14 protein-coding genes are annotated in these 18,664 nt (G+C 75.6%); 12 read left to right on the top strand and 2 right to left on the bottom strand.

Going from position 1 to position 18,664, the window contains the following annotated elements; all coding sequences use genetic code 11:
* Positions 1-41 precede the first annotated feature (41 nt).
* From AB7J25_RS10425 to AB7J25_RS10375, 11 genes are all read left to right on the top strand, one after another.
* Positions 42-881, top strand: coding sequence for a TIGR02569 family protein (locus AB7J25_RS10425; protein ID WP_428507589.1), 840 nt, complete (start codon positions 42-44; stop codon positions 879-881).
* 150 nt (positions 882-1,031) lie between these two features.
* Complete coding sequence (locus AB7J25_RS10420; protein WP_428507587.1) at positions 1,032-2,417, top strand: nitrate/nitrite transporter; 1,386 nt, start codon at positions 1,032-1,034, stop codon at positions 2,415-2,417.
* 119 nt (positions 2,418-2,536) lie between these two features.
* The gene (locus AB7J25_RS10415; RefSeq protein ID WP_428507614.1) at positions 2,537-4,615 is read left to right on the top strand and encodes a molybdopterin oxidoreductase family protein; all 2,079 of its coding nucleotides are present in this window, start codon (positions 2,537-2,539) and stop codon (positions 4,613-4,615) included.
* A 158-nt stretch (positions 4,616-4,773) separates the two neighbouring features.
* Positions 4,774-5,127 carry a YciI family protein gene (locus AB7J25_RS10410; RefSeq protein WP_428507586.1) on the top strand — a complete coding sequence of 118 codons (354 nt, stop codon included), beginning with the start codon at positions 4,774-4,776 and terminating at the stop codon, positions 5,125-5,127.
* Positions 5,124-6,374, top strand: coding sequence for an RNA polymerase sigma factor (locus tag AB7J25_RS10405; RefSeq protein ID WP_428507585.1), 1,251 nt, complete (start codon positions 5,124-5,126; stop codon positions 6,372-6,374). The genes AB7J25_RS10410 and AB7J25_RS10405 overlap by 4 nt, the downstream gene beginning before the upstream one ends.
* A 127-nt stretch (positions 6,375-6,501) precedes the next feature.
* On the top strand, positions 6,502-8,004 hold the full coding sequence (locus tag AB7J25_RS10400) for an FAD-dependent oxidoreductase (protein WP_428507583.1): 1,503 nt from the start codon (positions 6,502-6,504) through the stop codon (positions 8,002-8,004).
* Positions 8,005-8,089: 85 nt separating this feature from the next.
* Positions 8,090-10,606 carry a nitrite reductase large subunit NirB gene (nirB, locus tag AB7J25_RS10395; RefSeq protein ID WP_428507581.1) on the top strand — a complete coding sequence of 839 codons (2,517 nt, stop codon included), beginning with the start codon at positions 8,090-8,092 and terminating at the stop codon, positions 10,604-10,606.
* Complete coding sequence (gene nirD, locus AB7J25_RS10390) at positions 10,603-10,953, top strand: nitrite reductase small subunit NirD (RefSeq protein WP_428507579.1); 351 nt, start codon at positions 10,603-10,605, stop codon at positions 10,951-10,953. The genes nirB and nirD overlap by 4 nt, the downstream gene beginning before the upstream one ends.
* Positions 10,950-12,131 (top strand): uroporphyrinogen-III synthase, encoded by a 1,182-nt coding sequence (locus tag AB7J25_RS10385; protein WP_428507577.1) that lies wholly within the window; start codon positions 10,950-10,952, stop codon positions 12,129-12,131. Before nirD ends, AB7J25_RS10385 begins: the two co-directional genes overlap by 4 nt.
* Positions 12,132-12,154: 23 nt before the next feature.
* Positions 12,155-12,886 carry a sirohydrochlorin chelatase gene (locus AB7J25_RS10380; protein WP_428507575.1) on the top strand — a complete coding sequence of 244 codons (732 nt, stop codon included), beginning with the start codon at positions 12,155-12,157 and terminating at the stop codon, positions 12,884-12,886.
* Between the two features lie 161 nt (positions 12,887-13,047).
* Positions 13,048-13,914: an endonuclease domain-containing protein gene (locus AB7J25_RS10375; protein ID WP_428507573.1), complete on the top strand. Its 867-nt coding sequence runs from the start codon at positions 13,048-13,050 to the stop codon at positions 13,912-13,914.
* 56 nt (positions 13,915-13,970) lie between these two features.
* Here AB7J25_RS10375 and AB7J25_RS10370 read toward each other — a convergent pair whose 3' ends face one another.
* Together AB7J25_RS10370 and AB7J25_RS10365 are read right to left on the bottom strand one after the other, a co-directional pair.
* The gene (locus tag AB7J25_RS10370; protein ID WP_428507572.1) at positions 13,971-14,249 is read right to left on the bottom strand and encodes an MGMT family protein; all 279 of its coding nucleotides are present in this window, start codon (positions 14,247-14,249) and stop codon (positions 13,971-13,973) included.
* Positions 14,250-14,251: 2 nt separating this feature from the next.
* Entirely contained in the window at positions 14,252-15,028 is a 777-nt protein-coding gene (locus AB7J25_RS10365; RefSeq protein WP_428507570.1) for an alpha/beta fold hydrolase, read from the bottom strand.
* 557 nt (positions 15,029-15,585) lie between these two features.
* On the opposite strand from AB7J25_RS10365, the gene AB7J25_RS10360 reads away from it, so the two are divergent.
* Positions 15,586-18,664, top strand: a 3,079-nt coding sequence (locus tag AB7J25_RS10360) for an ATP-dependent helicase (RefSeq protein WP_428507568.1), incomplete at its 3' end; no start/stop codon positions are given.

Genomic DNA, 18,664 nt, shown 5'->3' with positions numbered 1-18,664 from the left:
CTCCGGTGACGCGGAGCCGCGCGGCGTTAACCTCCGGGATCGTGACCGCCGCCGCCCTGCTCCCCGACACCGCAGGCACCGCGCTGCCACCCCACGTGCGCAGCGCGTTCGGGGTGGGCGAGGCCGAACCTCGCGCGGTGATGTGGGCGGGCAGGCGAGCCTGGCACTGCGTGGGCGAGGGCGACCGGGACGTGCTGATCCGCCCGGTGCCGGACAACGCGGTGGCGGCGTGGTCGGCCTCCGTACTGGACGGGCTGCGGGTGCCGGGGTTGCGGCTGGTGCAGCCCCTGCGGTCCTCGGACGGTCGATGGGTGGTCGCCGGCTGGGCGGCGTGCCGCTACCTGCCCGGACGGGTGGAGCCGCGCCACGACGAGATGCTCGAGGCGGCCGTCCGCCTGCATTCCGCGATCGCGACGCTGCCCCGCCCGCGGCTGCTGGACGACCGCGACGACCTGCTGTCCTGGTGCGCGGCCGGGGCGTGGGGGGAGCGCAGGCTGACGCTCGACCCGAGTCACGGCGGGCGGCTCTACGCGGAGCTGGTGCCGTTGCGGCGGCCGGTGCGGCTCGCGCCGCAGGTCGTCCACGCGGAACTGTTCGGCTCGCTGCTCTTCGACGGCGGGCAGCCGCCCGCGATGGTGGACCTGGTGCCGGCCTGGCGGCCCGCGGAGTGGGCGACGGCGGTCGTCGCGGTGGACGCGGTGGCGTGGGGCGGCGCGGAGGACACCCTGCTGGACCGGTGGTCCCCGGTGGCGGAGTGGCCGCAGATGCTGCTGCGGGCGGTGCTGCACCGGCTCGCCCTGCACGCCCAGCACCCGGACGCGTCTCCGCGGTCCATGGTGGGCCTGCAGCGGGTCGCGGATCTGGTCCGCGAGCGGCTCTGATGAGCACTTGGTCGGCCCTGATCAGCACTGATCAGCTCTGATCAGCTCTGACCCGCTCACAACCGGCCGGTCCGTGAGTGAGCAGCACTTTGCGAGGGCGTCACACACGACGCACGGCCGGGTAACGGAGCGTTCCTAGCGTCGGTCCCCATGACTGCCGCGCCTGAAGCCCCCGCCTCTGCCCCTGCGTCGTTGGTGAGAGGTCGCTGGATCGATCACTGGGAGCCCGAGGACCCCGACTTCTGGGAGCGCACCGGATCGAAGATCGCCAAGCGCAACCTCACCTTCTCGATCCTCGCCGAGCACATCGGGTTCTCCATCTGGACGATGTGGTCGGTGCTCGTGCTCTTCATGGGCCCGGAGTACGGGATCGACGCCGCGGGGAAGTTCTTCCTCGTCGCGGTGCCCACCCTCGTCGGCTCGATCCTGCGGCTGCCCTACACGTTCGCGGTGGCCCGGTTCGGCGGCCGCAACTGGACGATCATCAGCGCGGGGCTGCTGCTGATCCCGACGATCCTCGCCGCCGTCGTGATGCATCCGGGCACGTCCTACACGACGTTCGTGGTCGTGGCGGCGATCGGCGGTCTCGGCGGCGGCAACTTCGCCTCGTCGATGACGAACATCAACACGTTCTACCCGGAGCGGCTCAAGGGCTGGGCGCTCGGGCTGAACGCCGGCGGCGGCAACATCGGCGTCCCCGTCATCCAGCTGATCGGCCTGGCGATCATCGCGACCGCCGGGACGTCCGCGCCGCAGATCCTGTTCGGCATCTACATCCCGCTGATCGTCGTCGCGACCGTGCTGGCCGCGCTGAGGATGGACAACATCTCCTCGGTCCGCAACGACACGGGCTCCTTCGTGGAGGCCTGCAAGGAGTCGCAGACCTGGATCATGTCGTTCCTCTACATCGGGACGTTCGGGTCGTTCATCGGCTACAGCTTCGCGTTCGGGCTGGTGCTGCAGAACCAGTTCGGCCGTACCCCGCTGCAGGCCGCGGCCGTGACGTTCATCGGCCCGCTGCTGGGCTCGATCATCCGGCCGGTCGGCGGCAGGCTCGCCGACAAGCTCGGCGGCGCGAAGGTGACCTTCTGGAACTTCGCCGCGATGGGGGTGTTCACCGGCCTGATCATCTACGCGTCGTCGATCGAGTCGCTGGCGGTCTTCGTCGTCGCGTTCATCGCACTCTTCGTCACCACCGGGATCGGCAACGGGTTGACCTACAAGATGATCCCGGCGATCTTCGCCGGCCAGGCGCGGGTCGCCGCCGCGGAGGGGGCGGACCCGGTCGCGGCCAAGATGAAGGCCCGCCGGATCTCCGGTGCGGTGATCGGCATCGCCGGCGCGGTCGGTGCCCTCGGCGGGCTCTTCATCAACCTCGCCTTCCGGCAGTCGTTCCTCGCGACGAAGTCCGGTGACGCGGCGTTCTGGGCCTTCCTCGCCTTCTACGTGGTGTGCGTCGCGGTGACCTGGGTGGTCTACCTGCGGCCCGCGCCCGCGGAGGCGAAGAGCCCGCGCCTGGCCTACGCGGGCGTGTGACCGCCTCCCTCACCCCCCGGATCGCCACCCACTGCCCGTACTGCGCCCTGCAGTGCGGGCAGTGGGTCGCCGGAGACGGCGCCGTCGACGGCCGGGAGTTCCCGACGAACCGGGGCGGGATGTGCCAGAAGGGCTGGACGTCGGGGTCGCTGCTCACCCACCCGGGACGCCTGCGTACGCCGGTCGTGCACGGCAGGGCCGTCGACTGGGACACCGCGTTCGGCTACGTCGCCGGACGGCTGCGCAGGCTGCGGGCCGAGTACGGCCCGGACGCCGTCGCGGTCTTCGGCGGCGGCGGGCTCACCAACGAGAAGTGCTACGCGCTGGGCAAGTTCGCCCGCGTCGCGCTCGGGACCTCGCAGATCGACTACAACGGCCGCTTCTGCATGTCGTCGGCGGCCGCGGCGGGCAACCGGGCGTTCGGCGTGGACCGGGGCCTGCCGTTCCCCGTCGCGGACCTCGCCAGGGCGGACGTCGTCCTGCTGGCCGGCGCGAACGTCGCCGAGACGATGCCGCCGTTCATGGGGCACCTCGCGGGCGCGCGGCTGGTCGTCGTCGATCCGCGGCGCACACCCACCGCCGAGCGGGCGATCGCCTCCGGTGGGCTGCACCTGGCGCCGGTGCCGGGGACGGACCTCGTGCTCGCGCTGGGGATGCTGCACGCCGCCGTCGTCGCGGGGCATCTCGACACGGCCTATCTCGACGCTCGGACCAGCGGGTTCGACGAGGCGTGGCGCGTCGCCGCGCAGTGGTGGCCGGAGCGCGCCGAACGGGTGTGCGGGGTCGCGGCCGCGGACATGCGGCGGGTCGTCGACCTGGTCGCGGAAGCGGCGAACGCCTACGTCCTCACCGCCCGCGGCGCCGAACAGCACGCCCACGGCGTCGACACCGTCTCGGCGTGGATCAACCTGTCGCTCGCCCTCGGGTTGCCCGGACGCCCGGGGTCCGGCTTCGGGACGATCACCGGGCAGGGCAACGGCCAGGGCGGGCGCGAGCACGGGCAGAAGGCCGACCAGCTTCCCGGCTACCGCATGATCGACGACCCGGCGGCGCGGGCGCACGTCGCGTCCGTGTGGGGCGTGGAACCGGAGACGCTCCCCGGGCCGGGGCGCAGCGCGACGGAGCTGCTCGCCGCGCTCGGGACGCCCGGCGGGCCGCGGGCGATGCTCGTGTTCGGCTCGAACATGCTGGTCTCGGCCCCGGACGCGGGTGCGGTCGCCGATCGGCTCGCGGCGCTGGACCTGCTCGTCGTCGCCGACTTCCTCCCCGGTGAGACGGCGGCGTCCGCCGACGTGGTGCTGCCGGTGGCGCAGTGGGCCGAGGAGGAGGGAACGATGACCAACCTCGAAGGGCGGGTGCTGCGCCGGCGGCGGGCGATGCCGCCCCCGCCGGGCGTGCGCACCGACCTGGAGGTGATCTCCGGGCTCGCGGGCGCGCTCGGCGTGTCCGGGTTCCCCGCCGAGCCGCGGGTGGTGTTCGACGAGCTGCGCCGCGCGTCCGCGGGCGGGAAGGCGGACTACTCCGGCGTCACCTACGACCGGCTGGACGCGGGGGAGGCGCTGCACTGGCCGTGCCCGGACGCGGCGCTGCAACCCGGGGCGCTGCAACCCGGGGCGGGCGCGCCCGGGGCCGGCGCGCCGGCGGGCGGTGACGCGGCCGGGGCGGCGGTGGCATCGGGGCCGTCTTCGACCTCGGGGGCATCGGAGGCGTCCGGGGCCGCTGCCCCGCACCCGGGCACCCCGCGGCTGTTCCTCGACCGGTTCGCCCATCCCGACGGGAGGGCCCGCTTCGTCGCCGTCGACCACGTCGAGGCCGCGGAGCTGCCCGATGCGGATTTCCCGCTGCGGGCGACCACCGGCCGCGTCCTCACCCACTACCAGTCCGGCGCGCAGACCCGCCGCGTCGCCGAGCTGGTGGCCGTCGAGCCGGAGGCGTTCGTCGAGGTCCACCCGGACACCGCCGCACGTGCGGGGCTCGCGCCCGGCGACGAGGCGCAGGTGGTGTCCCGGCGCGGGACGACGCGCGCGCGGGTGCGGTGCGTGCCCTCGCTGCGTCACGACACGGTGTTCCTGCCGTTCCACTTCGGTGCGGACGGCGCGGCGAACCTCCTCACGAACCCGGCGCTGGACCCGGTGAGCCGGATGCCGGAGTTCAAGGTGTGCGCGGTGCGGCTCGAACCGGTCGCCGTCGAGCCGTGATCACTGTTCCCGTGCCATGACGTGCACCGGTGCACGTCATGGCACGGAACTGGCGATCACCGAACTTTCCCGGTGCGTGGTGTCCTTCTGGCCCCGGCCCGTTCGTCCCTAGGGTGAAGCCGCCCACCCCGGGCCGGCCCGGAACCCCAGGAGCACCCATGCCGCAGTACGCCGCACTCATCTACACCGCCGACGTCGACTGGTCGCAGCCCGAGTTCGCCACCGAGACCGTGGAGTACACGGAGTTCGGTGAGGCCGCCGCGGCCATCATCCGCGGGGGTGCCGCGCTCTACCCGACCCCGACCGCCACCACCGTCCGGGTGGAGGGCGGCAAGGGCGGCGACGTCCTCACGAGCGACGGCCCGTTCGCAGAGACCAAGGAGGTCCTCACCGGGTTCTACCTGCTCGAATGCGCCGACCTGGACGAGGCGGTGAAGGTCGCGGCCACGATCCCGGCGGCCTGGCAGGGCGGGACGGTCGAGGTCCGGCCCGTCATCGACTTCGGCGGGTGAGGACCGGGCCCACCCCGCAGGAGGCCCTCGTCGTGCTCGTGCGCGACGAGGGCCGCCGGGTCCTCGCGACCCTCGTCCGGCTCACCGGCGACCTGGGCCTCGCGGAGGACGCCGTCCAGGACGCGACGCTGCGCGCGCTCGAGACCTGGCCCCGTACCGGCGTGCCGCCGCAACCGCGCGCCTGGCTGACCCTCACCGCGCGCCGCCGCGCCGTCGACCTGATGCGCCGCGAGATCGCCCGCCCGGCCAAGGAGGTGGACGCCGTGGCCCTCCTCGAACCGCCCGCGGAGGATCCGCCAGAGGTGCTGCGCGACGACCTGCTGCGGCTGGTCTTCGTCTGCTGCCATCCCGCGCTCGCCGTCGAGACGCAGGTGGCGCTCGCGTTGCGGACGCTGTGCGGGCTCGGCACCGCGGAGGTCGGCCGGGCGCTGCTGGTCCCCGAGGCGACGATGGGCAAGCGGCTGACCCGGGGCAAGCAGAAGATCGCGCAGGCGGCCATCCCGTACCGGGTGCCGGAGCCGCACGAGCTGCCGGACCGGCTGCGCGGCGTTGCGGCGGTCGTCTACCTGCTGTTCAACGAGGGGTACTCGGCGACGGCAGGCGCCGACGCGGTTCGGGTGGGCCTGGTGGACGAGGCGGTACGGCTGGGCAGGCTGCTGCACGAGCTGATGCCGGACGAGCCGACGGTGCTCGGGCTGCTCGGCCTCATGTTGCTGCACGACTCGCGCCGCACGACGCGCTTCGACGCCGCGGGCGAACCGGTCCTGCTGGCCGACCAGGACCGAACCCGTTGGCGGCGCGAGGTGATCGCCGAGGGGGTCGTCCTGGTCGGGGACGGCCTGCGCCGCTCCCCGCAGCGCCCGGACCCCTACGTCGTCCAGGGCGCGATCGCCGCCTGCCACGCGCTTGCGCCGACGTCCGCCGCGACGGACTGGGCGGCCATTGTGAGCTGGTACGACGTCCTGCTCACGGTGGCGGACACACCGGTCGCGCGGCTCAACCGGGCGGCCGCCCTGGCCGAGCGCGACGGTGCGGGTCCGGGCCTCGCCGCCGTCGACGCGGTGCCGGGGCTCGACGCCTACCCGCTCTTCCACGCCGCCCGCGCCGAGCTGCTGGCCCGGCTGGGCCGCGGTGGCGAGGCCCGGGAGGCGTACGCGGCCGCGCTGGCACTTCCGCAGAACGACGCGCAGCGCGCCCATCTGCTGCGCAGGCTGGCGGCGGTCGAACCCGACGCGCGACGGGTGTGACCTGCGCCGCAGGTGTGGCGAGCGGCACCGTGACCTCACGACGGCCCGCGACCGGAATGCGGACCATGTAACGCGCAGGTCACGTGACATCGCATTCGCGTAACGACCGATTTCTAGCGTCGAGGGCATGAGCCGTCGTGTGGTGGTGATCGGTCACGGGATGGTCGGCGCCCGGTTCGTGGAGAACGTCCGCCGCCGGGACCCGAGCGGTGTCCGCGTCCGGCTGACGGTCCTCGGAGCCGAGGCGCGGCCCGCGTACAACCGGGTGCTGCTCTCGACGGTGCTCGCGGGCGGGTTGTCGGCCCGGTCGGTCGAGCTGCACCCTCCGGGCTGGGCGGCGCGCCACCGCGTCGACCTCCGGCTGGGCGTCGCCGCCACCGGGATCGACCCGGTGCGTCGCGAGGTGACGTGCTCGGACGGTGCGGTCGAGCGCTACGACGAGCTCGTCCTCGCCACGGGCAGCCGCGCGTGGGTGCCGCCGGTGGAGGGGTTGGCGGACGGCGACGCGCCTGCCGAGGGGGTCGCCGCGTTCCGCGACCTCGACGACTGCGAGCGCATCCTCGCGATGGCCCGCCCCGGTGCGCGGTTCGCCGTGCTCGGCGGGGGGCTGCTCGGCTGCGAGGCCGCTCGGGGCCTCGCCGGGCGGGGCGTGCGCGTCACCCTCCTGCATCCGGTGGGCCACCTCATGGAACGCCAGCTCGACCCGGGCGCGGGTTGCGTGCTCGCGGCCGCGCTCGAGCGGCTGGGCATCGAGGTGCGGCTGGACACGACCGCCGTGAGCTGGCATCCGGGTGAGGGCCTGCGCTACCGGGACGCCGACGGGACGACCGCGTTCCTCGCCGCGGACGGGGTTGTCGTCGCCGCGGGTGTGCGGGCCGAGACCGACCTCGCCGCGAAGGCGGGCGTGGCGGTCGACCGCGGCGTGCTCGTCGACGACCGGCTCGCCACCTCCGACGACCGCATCCACGCCATCGGCGACTGCGCCCAGCACGCGGGCGGCGTCGCCGGGCTCGTGCAGCCGGGCTGGGAGCAGGCCGCGGTGCTCGCGGACCTCGTCACCGGGGCCGCGCCGTCGGCGCGCTACCACGGCACCCGGGCCGTCACCCGGCTGAAGGCACGCGACGTCGACCTCGCCGTGGTGGGCGACCCGGCCGAGCTGGACGGGGACGGCGAGGTCCTGCGCTTCGCCGACCCCACCGGCGGCCGCTACGCCGCGCTCGCGCTGCGGGCCGACCGCGTCGTCGGCGGGGTGGCGATCGGCCTGCCCGACGCCGCGGCGTCGATGGTGCAGTTCTACGACAGCGGTGCGCCCGCCCCGTCGGACCGGCTGGGCCTGCTGCTCGGCCGCGCGCTCCCCGGTGGCGCGGTCGAGACGGCCGACCCCGGCCGGCTGCCGGCGTCCGCGCTGGTCTGCCGCTGCAACAGCGTGACGAAGGGCGCGCTCGTCACGGCCTGGCGGGCGGGTGCCACCGATCCCGGCGCCCTGCGCCGCGCCACCCGCGCCGCCACGGGCTGCGGCAGCTGCGGCGACACGGTCGACGGGATCTGCGCGTGGCTCGCGAACGCCGACAGCAGGCCCCCGGTCCTGCACGCCGTGGGGTCGACGGACCGAGCGGAGGGAGCCGCATGAGCCCGGTACGCCGTCGAGAACGACGTTGTGCAGCTCTGGAGGCCTTGTTGATCAGCACAACGTCGTTCTCGACGGGAGGGCCCCGGTGAGCAGGAGGCCGCGCGAGCTCGTCGTCGTCGGCGGTGGCATGGTCGCCCACCGCCTCGTGCAGGCGATGTGCGACCGCGACGCCGGCGGCACGTGGCGGGTCACCGTCCTGGCCGAGGAGTCCCGCCCGGCCTACGACCGCGTGGCGCTCTCCACGTACGTGGACGGCGCCACCGCCGAGGACCTCACGCTGCCCGCCGTCGACGGGATCGACTGGCATCTCGGCGACCCCGTCGCGGAGCTCGACCGCGAGCGCTACCTTGTCCGCACCGCGAGCGGCCGGGAGGTCGGCTACGACGCGCTGGTGCTCGCGACGGGCTCGGTGCCGTTCGTCCCGCCCGTCCCGGGCCGGGAGCTCCCGGGCTGCTTCGTCTACCGCACCCTCGACGACCTGGACGCGATCACCGCCGCCGCACGGGCGGCCGTCGCGCGACCGGGCGCGGGCAGGCGCTCGGCGGTGGTGGTCGGCGGCGGCCTGCTGGGCCTGGAGGCGGCGCGGGCGCTGCGGTTGCTCGGCCTGTCGCCGCAGGTGGTGGAGATCGCGCCGCGGCTGATGCCGGTGCAGGTCGACGAGGGCGGTGGGGCGCTGCTCCGCCGCCTCGTGGAGTCCGGGGACCTCGGCGTGCGCTGCGGGGTCTCGGTCACCGCGATCGAGCAGGACCGGGGACGCCTGCTGGCGCACCTGTCCGACGGCATCGAGCTGGACGCCGACCTCGTCGTCTTCTCCGCGGGCATCCGGCCCGCGGACGGGCTGGCCCGCGCGTGCGGGCTGCCGGTGGGCGAGCGCGGCGGCGTGCTGGTCGACGCCCGCTGCCGCACCGTCGACGAGCGCGTGTGGGCGGTCGGCGAGTGCGCCGCGCTGCAGGGCCGCACGTACGGGCTGGTGGCGCCGGGCTACGCGATGGCGGAGGTCGTCGCGGACCGGCTGCTCGGCGGGGAGGCGACGATGACGCCCGCCGAGCTGGACATGTCGACGCAGCTCAAGATGCTCGGCGTGGACGTCGCGAGCTTCGGCGACGCGCACGCGGCGACGCCGGGGGCGCTCTCGGTCGTGGTGAACGACCCGGTGGCGGGCACGTACGCGAAGCTCGTCGTCTCCGACGACGCCTCCACGCTGCTCGGCGGGGTCCTGGTCGGGGACGCGTCGCGCTACACGTCGCTGCGCCCGCTCGTCGGGCAGCCGCTGCCGGCCGATCCGGTGGCGCTGATCGCGCCCGGCGGCGTCGACGTGGGGGCCGATGCGCTGCCGGACTCCGCGCAGATCTGCACCTGCAACGCCGTCACGAAGGGCGCGATCTGCGCGGCGATCGCCGCAGGCGCCCACGACGTCCCCGCGCTCAAGGCGTGCACCCGCGCGGGCACGACGTGCGGGTCGTGCCTGCCGTCGCTGAAGTCGCTCCTGGTGCAGCAGGGCGTGGCGGTGTCGAAGGCGCTCTGCGAGCACTTCGCGTACTCGCGTGCCGAGCTGTTCGAGATCGTGGCGGGCGCGGGCATCGCCACGTTCTCCGAGCTGGTGGTCCGGCACGGCTCCGGCCGCGGCTGCGACATCTGCAAGCCCGCCGTCGCGTCGATCCTCGCCTCGCTCGGCGGCGGCCACGTCCTCGACGGGGAGCAGGCGGTGCTGCAGGACACCAACGACCACTTCCTCGCGAACCTGCAGCGCAACGGCACCTACTCGGTGGTGCCGCGGATCCCGGGCGGGGAGGTCACGCCGGAGGGTCTGATCGCGATCGGCGAGGTCGCCCGCGACTTCGACCTCTACACCAAGATCACCGGCGGGCAGCGGATCGACCTGTTCGGCGCCCGCGTCGAGCAGCTGCCGGAGATCTGGCGGCGGCTGGTGGACGCCGGGTTCGAGTCAGGGCACGCCTACGGCAAGGCGCTGCGCACGGTGAAGTCCTGCGTCGGCAGCACGTGGTGCCGCTACGGGGTGCAGGACTCGGTCGGGCTGGCGGTCGCGCTGGAGCTGCGCTACCGGGGGCTGCGCGCGCCACACAAGATCAAGTCCGGGGTGTCGGGATGCGCCCGCGAGTGCGCCGAGGCCCGGGGCAAGGACTTCGGCGTCATCGCCACCGAGAAGGGCTGGAACCTGTACGTCGGTGGTAACGGAGGGTTTACACCCCGTCACGCCGAATTGCTCGTGTCGGACGTCGACACTGATACCCTCGTACGGCTGATCGACCGCTTCCTCATGTTCTACATCCGGACGGCGGACCGCCTCCAGCGCACCGCCCCGTGGATCGAGGCGATGGACGGCGGGCTCGATCACCTGCGAGCCGTCATCGTCGACGACAGCCTCGGAATCTGCGCCGACCTGGAGGCCGCGATGAACCGTCACGTGGCGAACTACGCCGACGAGTGGCGCGGTGTGCTGGACGATCCCGCGAAGCTCGCGCGGTTCGTCTCGTTCGTCAACGCACCCGGGACCCCCGATCCGACCATCAGCTTCGTCACCGAGCGTGGCCAGCTCGTGCCTGCTCCGGTGGCGGTCGGGATGCCGGAGGTGCGCCGATGACGGTCACGAGCGAGCGCACGGCACTGTGCTGGAAGAGCGTCTGCTCGGTCGGGGCCCTGCAGCCGGAGCGGGGCGTCGCGGCCCTGTTCGGCGACATCCAGGTGGCCGTGTTCCGCACCCACGCCGGCACCGTCCACGCCGTCGGCAACGTCGACCCGTTCTCCGGCGCCGCGGTGATGTCGCGCGGCATCGTCGGCGACCGGGGTGGCGAACCCACCGTGGCGTCCCCCGTCTTCAAGCAGGTGTTCAGCCTGGTCGACGGGCGGTGCCTGGACGACCCGGCCGTGTCGCTTCCCCGCTTCCCGGTGCGGATCGTCGACTCTCGGGTCGAGGTGAGGCTGGCGTGACCGCCCCCGCGCTCGGCGTCGAGCAGGCCGTGCCGCCGCTCGCCGGCTTCACCGTCGGCGTCACCGCGGCGCGGCGTGCGGACGAGCTCGGCGCGATGCTCGAGCGCCGCGGGGCCTGTGTGCTGCACGGCCCCGCGATCCGGATCGTGCCGCTCGCCGACGACACGCGCCTGCGCGAGGCGACCGAGGAGCTCATCGCCCGCCCGCCGGACATCACCGTCGCCACGACCGGGATCGGGTTCCGCGGCTGGGTCGAGGCCGCCGACGGGTGGGGCGTCGGTGAGGACCTGCTCAAGGCGCTGGGCCGCGGCCGGCTCATCGCCCGCGGCCCCAAGGCGCGCGGCGCGATCCGGGCCTCTGGCCTGGCCGACGAGTGGTCGCCACCGTCGGAGTCGTCGGCCGAGGTGCTGGACTACCTGCTCGACGGCGGGGTGGACGGCCTGCGCATCGCCGTCCAGCTGCACGGCGAGCCGCTGCCCGACGTCGTGGAGGCGTTGCGGGTCGCGGGCGCGGAGGTCGTCGAGGTGCCCGTGTACCGGTGGGTGCCGCCCGCCGAGCTCGCGCCGCTGGACCGCCTCACCGACACCGCGCTCGCCTGCGGCGTCGACGTCCTCGTCTTCACGAGCGCCCCGGCCGCCGCGAGCCTGCTCGCCCGGGCCGCCGAGCGCGGGCTGCGCGACGAGCTGATCGCGGCGATGCGCGGCCCGGTGGTGGCGCTCTGCGTCGGTCCCGTCACCGCGGGGCCTCTGGAGGCCGTGGACGTGCCGACGGTGCAGCCGCAGCGCTCGCGCCTCGGCGCCATGGTGCGCCGCCTCGAGGCGGAGCTGCCCGGCAGGGCACGGCGGCTGCCGATCGCCGGGCACTGGGTGGAGTTGCGCGGCCACGCCGTCGTCGTGGACGGCGAGCTGCGGCCGGTGCCGCCGACGGGGATGGCGCTCCTGCGGGCGCTGGCCCGCCGTCCCGGACGCGTCGTGTCGCGTGCCGAGCTGCTGCGCGCGCTGCCCGGTGGGGGTGACGACGAACACGCCGTGGAGACGGCCGTCGCACGCCTGCGGTCGGCGCTGGGGGTGTCGTCGCTGGTCCAGACCGTGGTGAAGCGCGGGTACCGGCTCGCGCTGGATCCCGGCGCGGGCCCCGTCCCCGTGGGAGGTCACTGCCTGCACGGTGACGTGCGGTGACCTCACTCTGCGACGATGGCAGGGTGACCACCTCGTCCGGGCTCGCCGTACGCCGGCCCGGGGCTCCCGCTTTGCTGCTCGTCGCGCACGGGACGCGCGAGGCGGCCGGTGCCGTCGTCGTCGAACGGATCGCCGCAGGTGTCCGGTCCACGCTGGCCGGGGTGGAGGTCCGGGTCTGCTACGCGGACGTGCGGTCGCCGACGCCTGCTGAGGCGCTCTCGTGGTTGCCCGGCCCGTGCGTCGCGGTGCCGATGTTCCTGGCCGCGGGCTACCACGTGCGCGTGGACGTGCCCGAGCAGCTGCGGGCTGCCGGGCGCGCCGATGTCCTGATCGCGGACGCGCTGGGCCCCGATCCCCTGCTGGTCGCCGCGGCGGCGGCCCGGCTCGCCGACGCGGGCGCGCGGCGCGACGACGCGGTGGTCCTCGCCGTCGCCGGGTCGAGCGACGTGTCCGCGCAGGCGGACTCCGCCACCGCGGCCCGGCGCCTCGGGCGGCTGCTCGGCGGCCCGGTAGCCCTCGCGACCATCGCCGCGGGCGGGCCGCGGGTGCCCGACGCCGTGGCGGACCTGCGGGCCGCCGGGGCGGCCCGGGTGGCCGTCGCCTCGTGGTTGCTCGCGCCCGGGCTCTTCCAGCGGCACCTCGATACCGCCGGAGCGGACGTGGTGGGCGAGCCTCTGGCGGACCACCCGGCGGTGCCGGCGCTGGTCGTGCAGCGGTACCGGGCGGCGCTGGCGGCCGGGGTGCGGACGGCGTAAGGGGACCCGCGGGGCGGGGTGGCGTGCGGGGTGAGTGAGGTGATCACCGTTCCCGTGACATGACCTGCACCCGTGCACCTCATGTCACGGTTGCGGCGATCACCTCACCTGGGTTCTCCCGTTCCGGCCCACCGGGGGCGCGACTCGTCGATCCTGCCGAGGTGTCCTTCGAGCAGATCGTCGCCCGCCAGGCCGGGGTGGTCGCCGTCCGCCAGGCGGGCGCGTGCGGTCTGTCCAGCGCCACGATGCAGCGGCGCGTCCGGGACGGGCGCTGGCGGCGGCTGCACCCGGGTGTCCACCTCGTCGGCGGGCACCGCCTCGGCCCCGAGGCCCGCGTGTGGGCGGCCTGGCTCTGGGCGGGGGACCGGGCGGCCGTGTCCGGGCCGTCGGCCGCGTACCTGCACGGTCAGCCGGTCGACGTGCCCGCCGTCGTCGATCTCACCGTGCCCGCGTCCTGCAGCCCTCGCCGCCGACCCGGCATCGTGCTGCATCGCCGCGACCTGACCCCGGGCGACGTGGTGTTCCGCGGTGGCCTGCGGCTGATCGCCCCGCCGCTCGCCGCGCTGGAGACGGCCGTCGTGCTGCCGGACGGTTCGACGTTCCTGGACCGCGTGCTCCAGCGCCATGTCGGTTTCCCCGAGCTGCACGCCGCCTACTGCCGCATGCTCGGGCGCCGCGGTTCGCGGGCCGCCGGACGCCTGCTGGCCGCGGCGGCGGACCGCGCGGACTCCGCGGCCGAGCGGCTGCTCGTCCGGTTGCTCCGCGAGTCCGCGGTCACGGGCTGGGTGCTCGGCCATCCCGTCGGGCCGTTCCGGATCGACGTCGCGTTCGTGGTGCGGCGCGTGGCCGTCGAGGTCGACGGGTGGGCGTGGCATGTCGACGCCGAGCGGTTCCGGGCCGACCGGCGGCGCCAGAACGTCCTCGTCGCGCAGGGCTGGACGGTGCTGCGGTTCACCTGGCACGACCTGACGACGCGGCCGGGGGCGTGCGTGGCGGAGATCCGGGCGGCGCTGGACCGGGCCGCGTGATCACCGTTCCTGTGACATGAGCTGCATCCGTGCAGCTCATGTCACGGATCCGGCGATCACCTCCGCGCGGGGGGCGGGAGCCGCCCGTCCACGAGGAAGACCCCCTCGGCCCGCAAGCGCGCTGCCTGCTCCCGCGCGATGTGCGGCGCGGCCGTCCCGTCCGCGCGCAGGACCCGGTGCCACGGGAGGTCGTGACCGTCCTCCGCGAGGATCCGCCCCACCAGCCGCGGCGAGCGCAGGCCCGCCTCACTGGCCACCTCGCCGTACGAGCGCGTCTCACCCGGCGGGATCGCCAGGACGATCGCCCGGACGCGTTCGACGGTCTCCTCGTCCACCGTCACGCCCCCGCGAGGAACGCCCGCACGAGCGCCGCGACGTCGTCGGTGCGCTCGAGGTAGACCATGTGCCCGGCGTCGAGCTCGGCCACCGTGAGCGCGTCGCCCAGCTCCGCCCGGCACGCCTTCACCCACCGCGGCTTGACGAACTCCGCCTGCATCGCGGGGACCAGCAGCGTCGGCATCCCCTCCGGCGGGAGGACGGCCGGGCGGGCCATCTCGCTCCACGCCGTCACGACCGCGGCCTGGCAGTAGCGGTAGCGCAGGCGCCCGTCGTCGTCGGTGACGAGGTGCTCGGCCAGCTCCGCCTCCACGAGCTCGTCGGCGATCCCGGCCCAGCGGATCGCCCGGTGCGCGCGGGCCGCGACCAGGTCCGGGAACGTCTCGTCCACGCGGGCCTCCTCAGCGGCCAGCAGCATCTCGCGCGGATCGAGGCCCAGCGCGGGATCGAGGAGCGCGAGCCGCTCCACCCGGTGCGGCGCCGTCCGCGCGAGGTGCAGCGCGATCGCCGCCCCGAACGAGTGCCCCAGGACGGCGGCCCGCGGCAGCTCCGCCGCGTCGAGGATCGCGAGCGCATCCTCGACGTGCTGCTCGATGTCCCACGGCGGGTTCCACGTCGAGTGGCCGTGGCCGCGCAGGTCCACGGCCAGGATCCGGAGCTCGGGCAGTGCGGCCGCCAGCACCCGCCAGCGCGCGGAGTGGCCGGTCACCCCGTGGAGGGCGAGGACGGGACGGCCGTTGTCGGGACCGTAGGCGCGGACGTGCAGCTCGTCGGACACGTGACGATGCTGCCAGCCCGGGGCGCGGCGGTCGCGGTGGAACCGCGCCGGATGTGGGGGCGGGCGGTGGAGGAGTCCGGGTGGGGCGGTGTGGGGTCGGGATGGGGGCTTCCGGGGCCGGGGCCTGGGCGCTGGAACATGTGTGCGGCCGGGGTCGGGCGGTGTGGGGTCGGTGGGCGAGCCGTTGGCCCGCGCACAGGCGCTGGAACATGTGTGCGGTGGTCGGCACACATCCGGTGGTGGTGGCACAGGGTGTCGGCGGTGTGTGTGATCGCCGTTCGGTGTGTGCGAGCCGTCCGGCCGCGCTGGAACATGTGTGCGAGCCGCCGGGCCGCGCTGGAACATGTGTGCGAGCCGCCGGGCCGCGCTGGAACATGTGTGCGAGCCACCGGGCCGCGCCGGAACATGTGTGCGAGCCACCGAACCGCCCGACACCGGCCCGCCCGGCAGGGTGCGGCGAGGCCGTCCGAGTGCCCTGACCTGCGCCGCGGCGCGCCGCGTGCCGGTCCGTCGGAGGGGCGTGGTTGCATCGCCACGTGGCGGACCGCCGATCCCGAATGGCGCCCGCACCGGGCCTCGTGCGGCGGCCACGGCCGGTCGCCGCACCACCGGTGTGGGACGACGACGCGCTGCGCGTGCTCGCCCACGGGTCCGGGGTGCTGCGGGTACTCGGCGGGCCGGGCTCGGGCAAGACGACCCTGCTGCTCGCCGCCGCGGCCGCCCGCGTGCGGGCTGGGGCCGATCCCGGACGCACGTTGCTGCTCGTGGGCAGCCGCCGCGCCGCCGTCGACCTGCGGGAGCGGCTCACCGCCCAGCTGCAGGACGACAACCACGACGGCGTGCGGACCCTGCGCGAGCCGCTGGTCCGCACCCTGCACTCGTACGCGTTCGGGATCCTGCGCCTGCACGCGGCCCGCCAGGGCGACCCGCCGCCGCGCCTGCTCGCGGGCGCGGAGCAGGACGCGGTCGTCCGCGACCTCCTCGCGGGCGAGCTCGCGGGCGATGCTCCCGACTCCGGCTGGCCGGACCGCGTCCGCCCCGCCCTGCACCTACCCGCCTTCGCCACCGAGCTGCGCGAGCTGCTGATGAGGGCCGCCGAGCGCAGCCTCGGGCCGGACGGGCTCGCGGAGATGGGCGAGCGGTACGGCATCGACGAGTGGGCCGCCGCGGGGCGGTTCCACCAGGTCTACGAGCACGTCGTGCAGCTGCGCGGCGCCGCGGGCCGGGCCGCCGCGCAGGCGACGGCCCCCGCCCTGGACTCCGCCGAGCTCGTCACGGCGGCACTCGACGCGCTCGCGTCCGACCCCGAGCTCTACGCTGCCGAGAGCGACCGCGTCCGGCACCTGCTCGTCGACGACGCCCAGGACCTCGACCCCCAGCAGATGGAGCTGGTCCGCGCGCTGGGCGCGGGTGCGCGCAGCGTTCTGCTCGCCGGGGACCCGGACCAGGCCGTCCTCGGCTTCCGCGGTGCCGACCCGGGCGGGCTCGCAGGGATCGAGGCGGAGACGGTCGTGCTGCGCGGGGGATACCGCAGCGCGCCCGCGGTCCGTGCTGCGGGGGTCGGGCTGGCGGCGCGGCTGCCGGGCGCGGGTCCGTGGCGGCCGGGCCGCGGCGCGGGCGGTACGGACGGCGGTAGGACCGGCGCGGGCGACGGCGAGCGCGGTCGCGGCGCCGGCGCGGATGGCTCCCGGGCGGGCGGCGAGGGTTTGGCCGGCGTGGATGGTTGCCGGGAGGACGGCCGCGGCGGCGCCGGCGCGGATGGCTGTCGGGTGGGCGGCGAGGGCACGACCAGCGCGGATGGCGACGGGGAGCTCCGCGGCCGTGACGCCGCCGGCGCGGGTGGCTGCCGGGACGGAAGCGACGGCGCGGATGGCGACGGGGAGCTCCGCGGCCGTGACGCCGCCGGCGCGGATGGCTGCCGGGACGGAAGCGACGGCGCGGATGGCGACGGGGAGCTCCGCGGCCGTGACGCCGCCGGCGCGGATGGCTGCCGGGACGGAAGCGACGGCGCGGATGGCGACGGGGAGCTTCGCCGCCATGACGCCGCCGGCTCGGACTCCGCGATCGGCGACCCTGCAGCCACGGATGGCACGGTTGCGGTCCGGGTCTTCGTCTCGGCCGCGCAGGAGGCGAACTGGGTCGCGGACCGCCTGCGACGCGCGCACCTCGTCGACGGGGTCCCGTGGTCGCAGATGGCGGTGCTGTCCCGCTCGACGCGCCGGTCGCTGCCCGCGCTGCGCCGCGCGCTGCTCGCCGCGGGCGTGCCGATCGCGGCGCCGCCGGACGAGCTCCCGCTGGCCCGCCAGGCGGCGGTCGTCCCGCTGCTGATGGTGCTGCGCTTCGCGGCCCGGCCGGACGAGCTGGACGCCGACGCGGCGTCCGCGCTGCTCACGTCCGTGCTCGGAGCGGCGGACCCGATGCGGCTGCGGAGGTTGCGACGCGCGTTGCTTCGGCTGCACGCCGCGGGGCGGCCCGGCCGGTTGGACGAGCGCGCCGTTCGTTCAGCTGAGCTGGACGAACGCGCCGTTCGTGCAACCGAGCGGGCAGGGCCCGCGAGCCCGACCGGGGGGACCGGGGCCACCACCGCGGCGACCGAGAAGGACGGGCCAGCCCAGGCCACCGCGGCGACCGGGCAGAACGGGGCAGCTGCGGCCACGCAGAACGGGGCAGCCGCGGCCGCCGAGCCACGGAACCCCCCCGACGCCACCGACGACGAGCGCGCCGGCAGCGATCCCCTCCTCGTCGAGCTGCTCCGCGACGCCGCGAGCGGCCGCCCCGATCCGCTCGTCCCCCTCCCGCCCCGGGAGGCGGCGCCGCTGCAGCGGGTGTTGGGGTTGCTCGCCGCGGCCGCCGAGGGGGTGCGCGACGGCGAGAGCGCGGAGCAGGTTCTGTGGCGCGTCTGGGAGCGGTGCGGCCTCGCGACCCGCTGGAGCGAGGCGAGCGCCCGCGGCGGCCCGGTGGGGGCGGCCGCGGACCGCGACCTCGACGCCGTCCTCGCCCTCTTCGACGCCGCCGCCCGGTACACCGACCGGCTGCCCGGCGCGGACGTCGAGGGCTTCATCTCCTACCTCACCGAGCAGCACCTGCCCGGCGACACGGCCCTGGCGGCGCGGGCCGCCCCGGCCGAAGCGGTGGCGCTGCTGACGGCGCACGCGGCGCGGGGGCGGGAGTGGGAGGTCGTCGCGGTCCCGGGGGTGCAGGAGGGCAGCTGGCCGGACCTGCGGCTGCGCGGGAGCCTGCTCGGGCAGGAACGGCTCGTGGACGCGGTCGCGGGCGTCGCGGACCCGGCGGCCGTGGTGTCCCGGATCGCGCCCCTGCTGTCCGAAGAGCGACGGTTGTTCTACGTGGCCTGCACCCGCGCGCGGCGGACGCTCCTGGTCAGCGCGGTGCAGGGGGAGGACGAGCAGCCGTCGCGGTTCCTCGACGAGCTCGACCCTGTCCCGGCGGGGCAGGAGGACCGGCCCGTCCACCGCCCGTCGCGGGCGCTGGTGCTGGCCGAGCTGGTGGGCGAGCTGCGCCGCGCGGTGACGGAGCCGGACCCCGACTGCGAGACGTGCGGGACCGGACGCGGACCCGGGCCGGCCCTGCGGCCCGTGCCGGACGGCGGACCGGCGACGGACACCCCGCCACAGCCCG

Origin of the sequence: Pseudonocardia sp., from assembly GCF_050246655.1 — a bacterium.
Lineage (GTDB): Bacteria > Actinomycetota > Actinomycetes > Mycobacteriales > Pseudonocardiaceae > Pseudonocardia.
The sequence above is the reverse complement of the archived record's forward strand: the minus strand, read 5'-3'. Positions and strand labels throughout refer to the sequence as shown.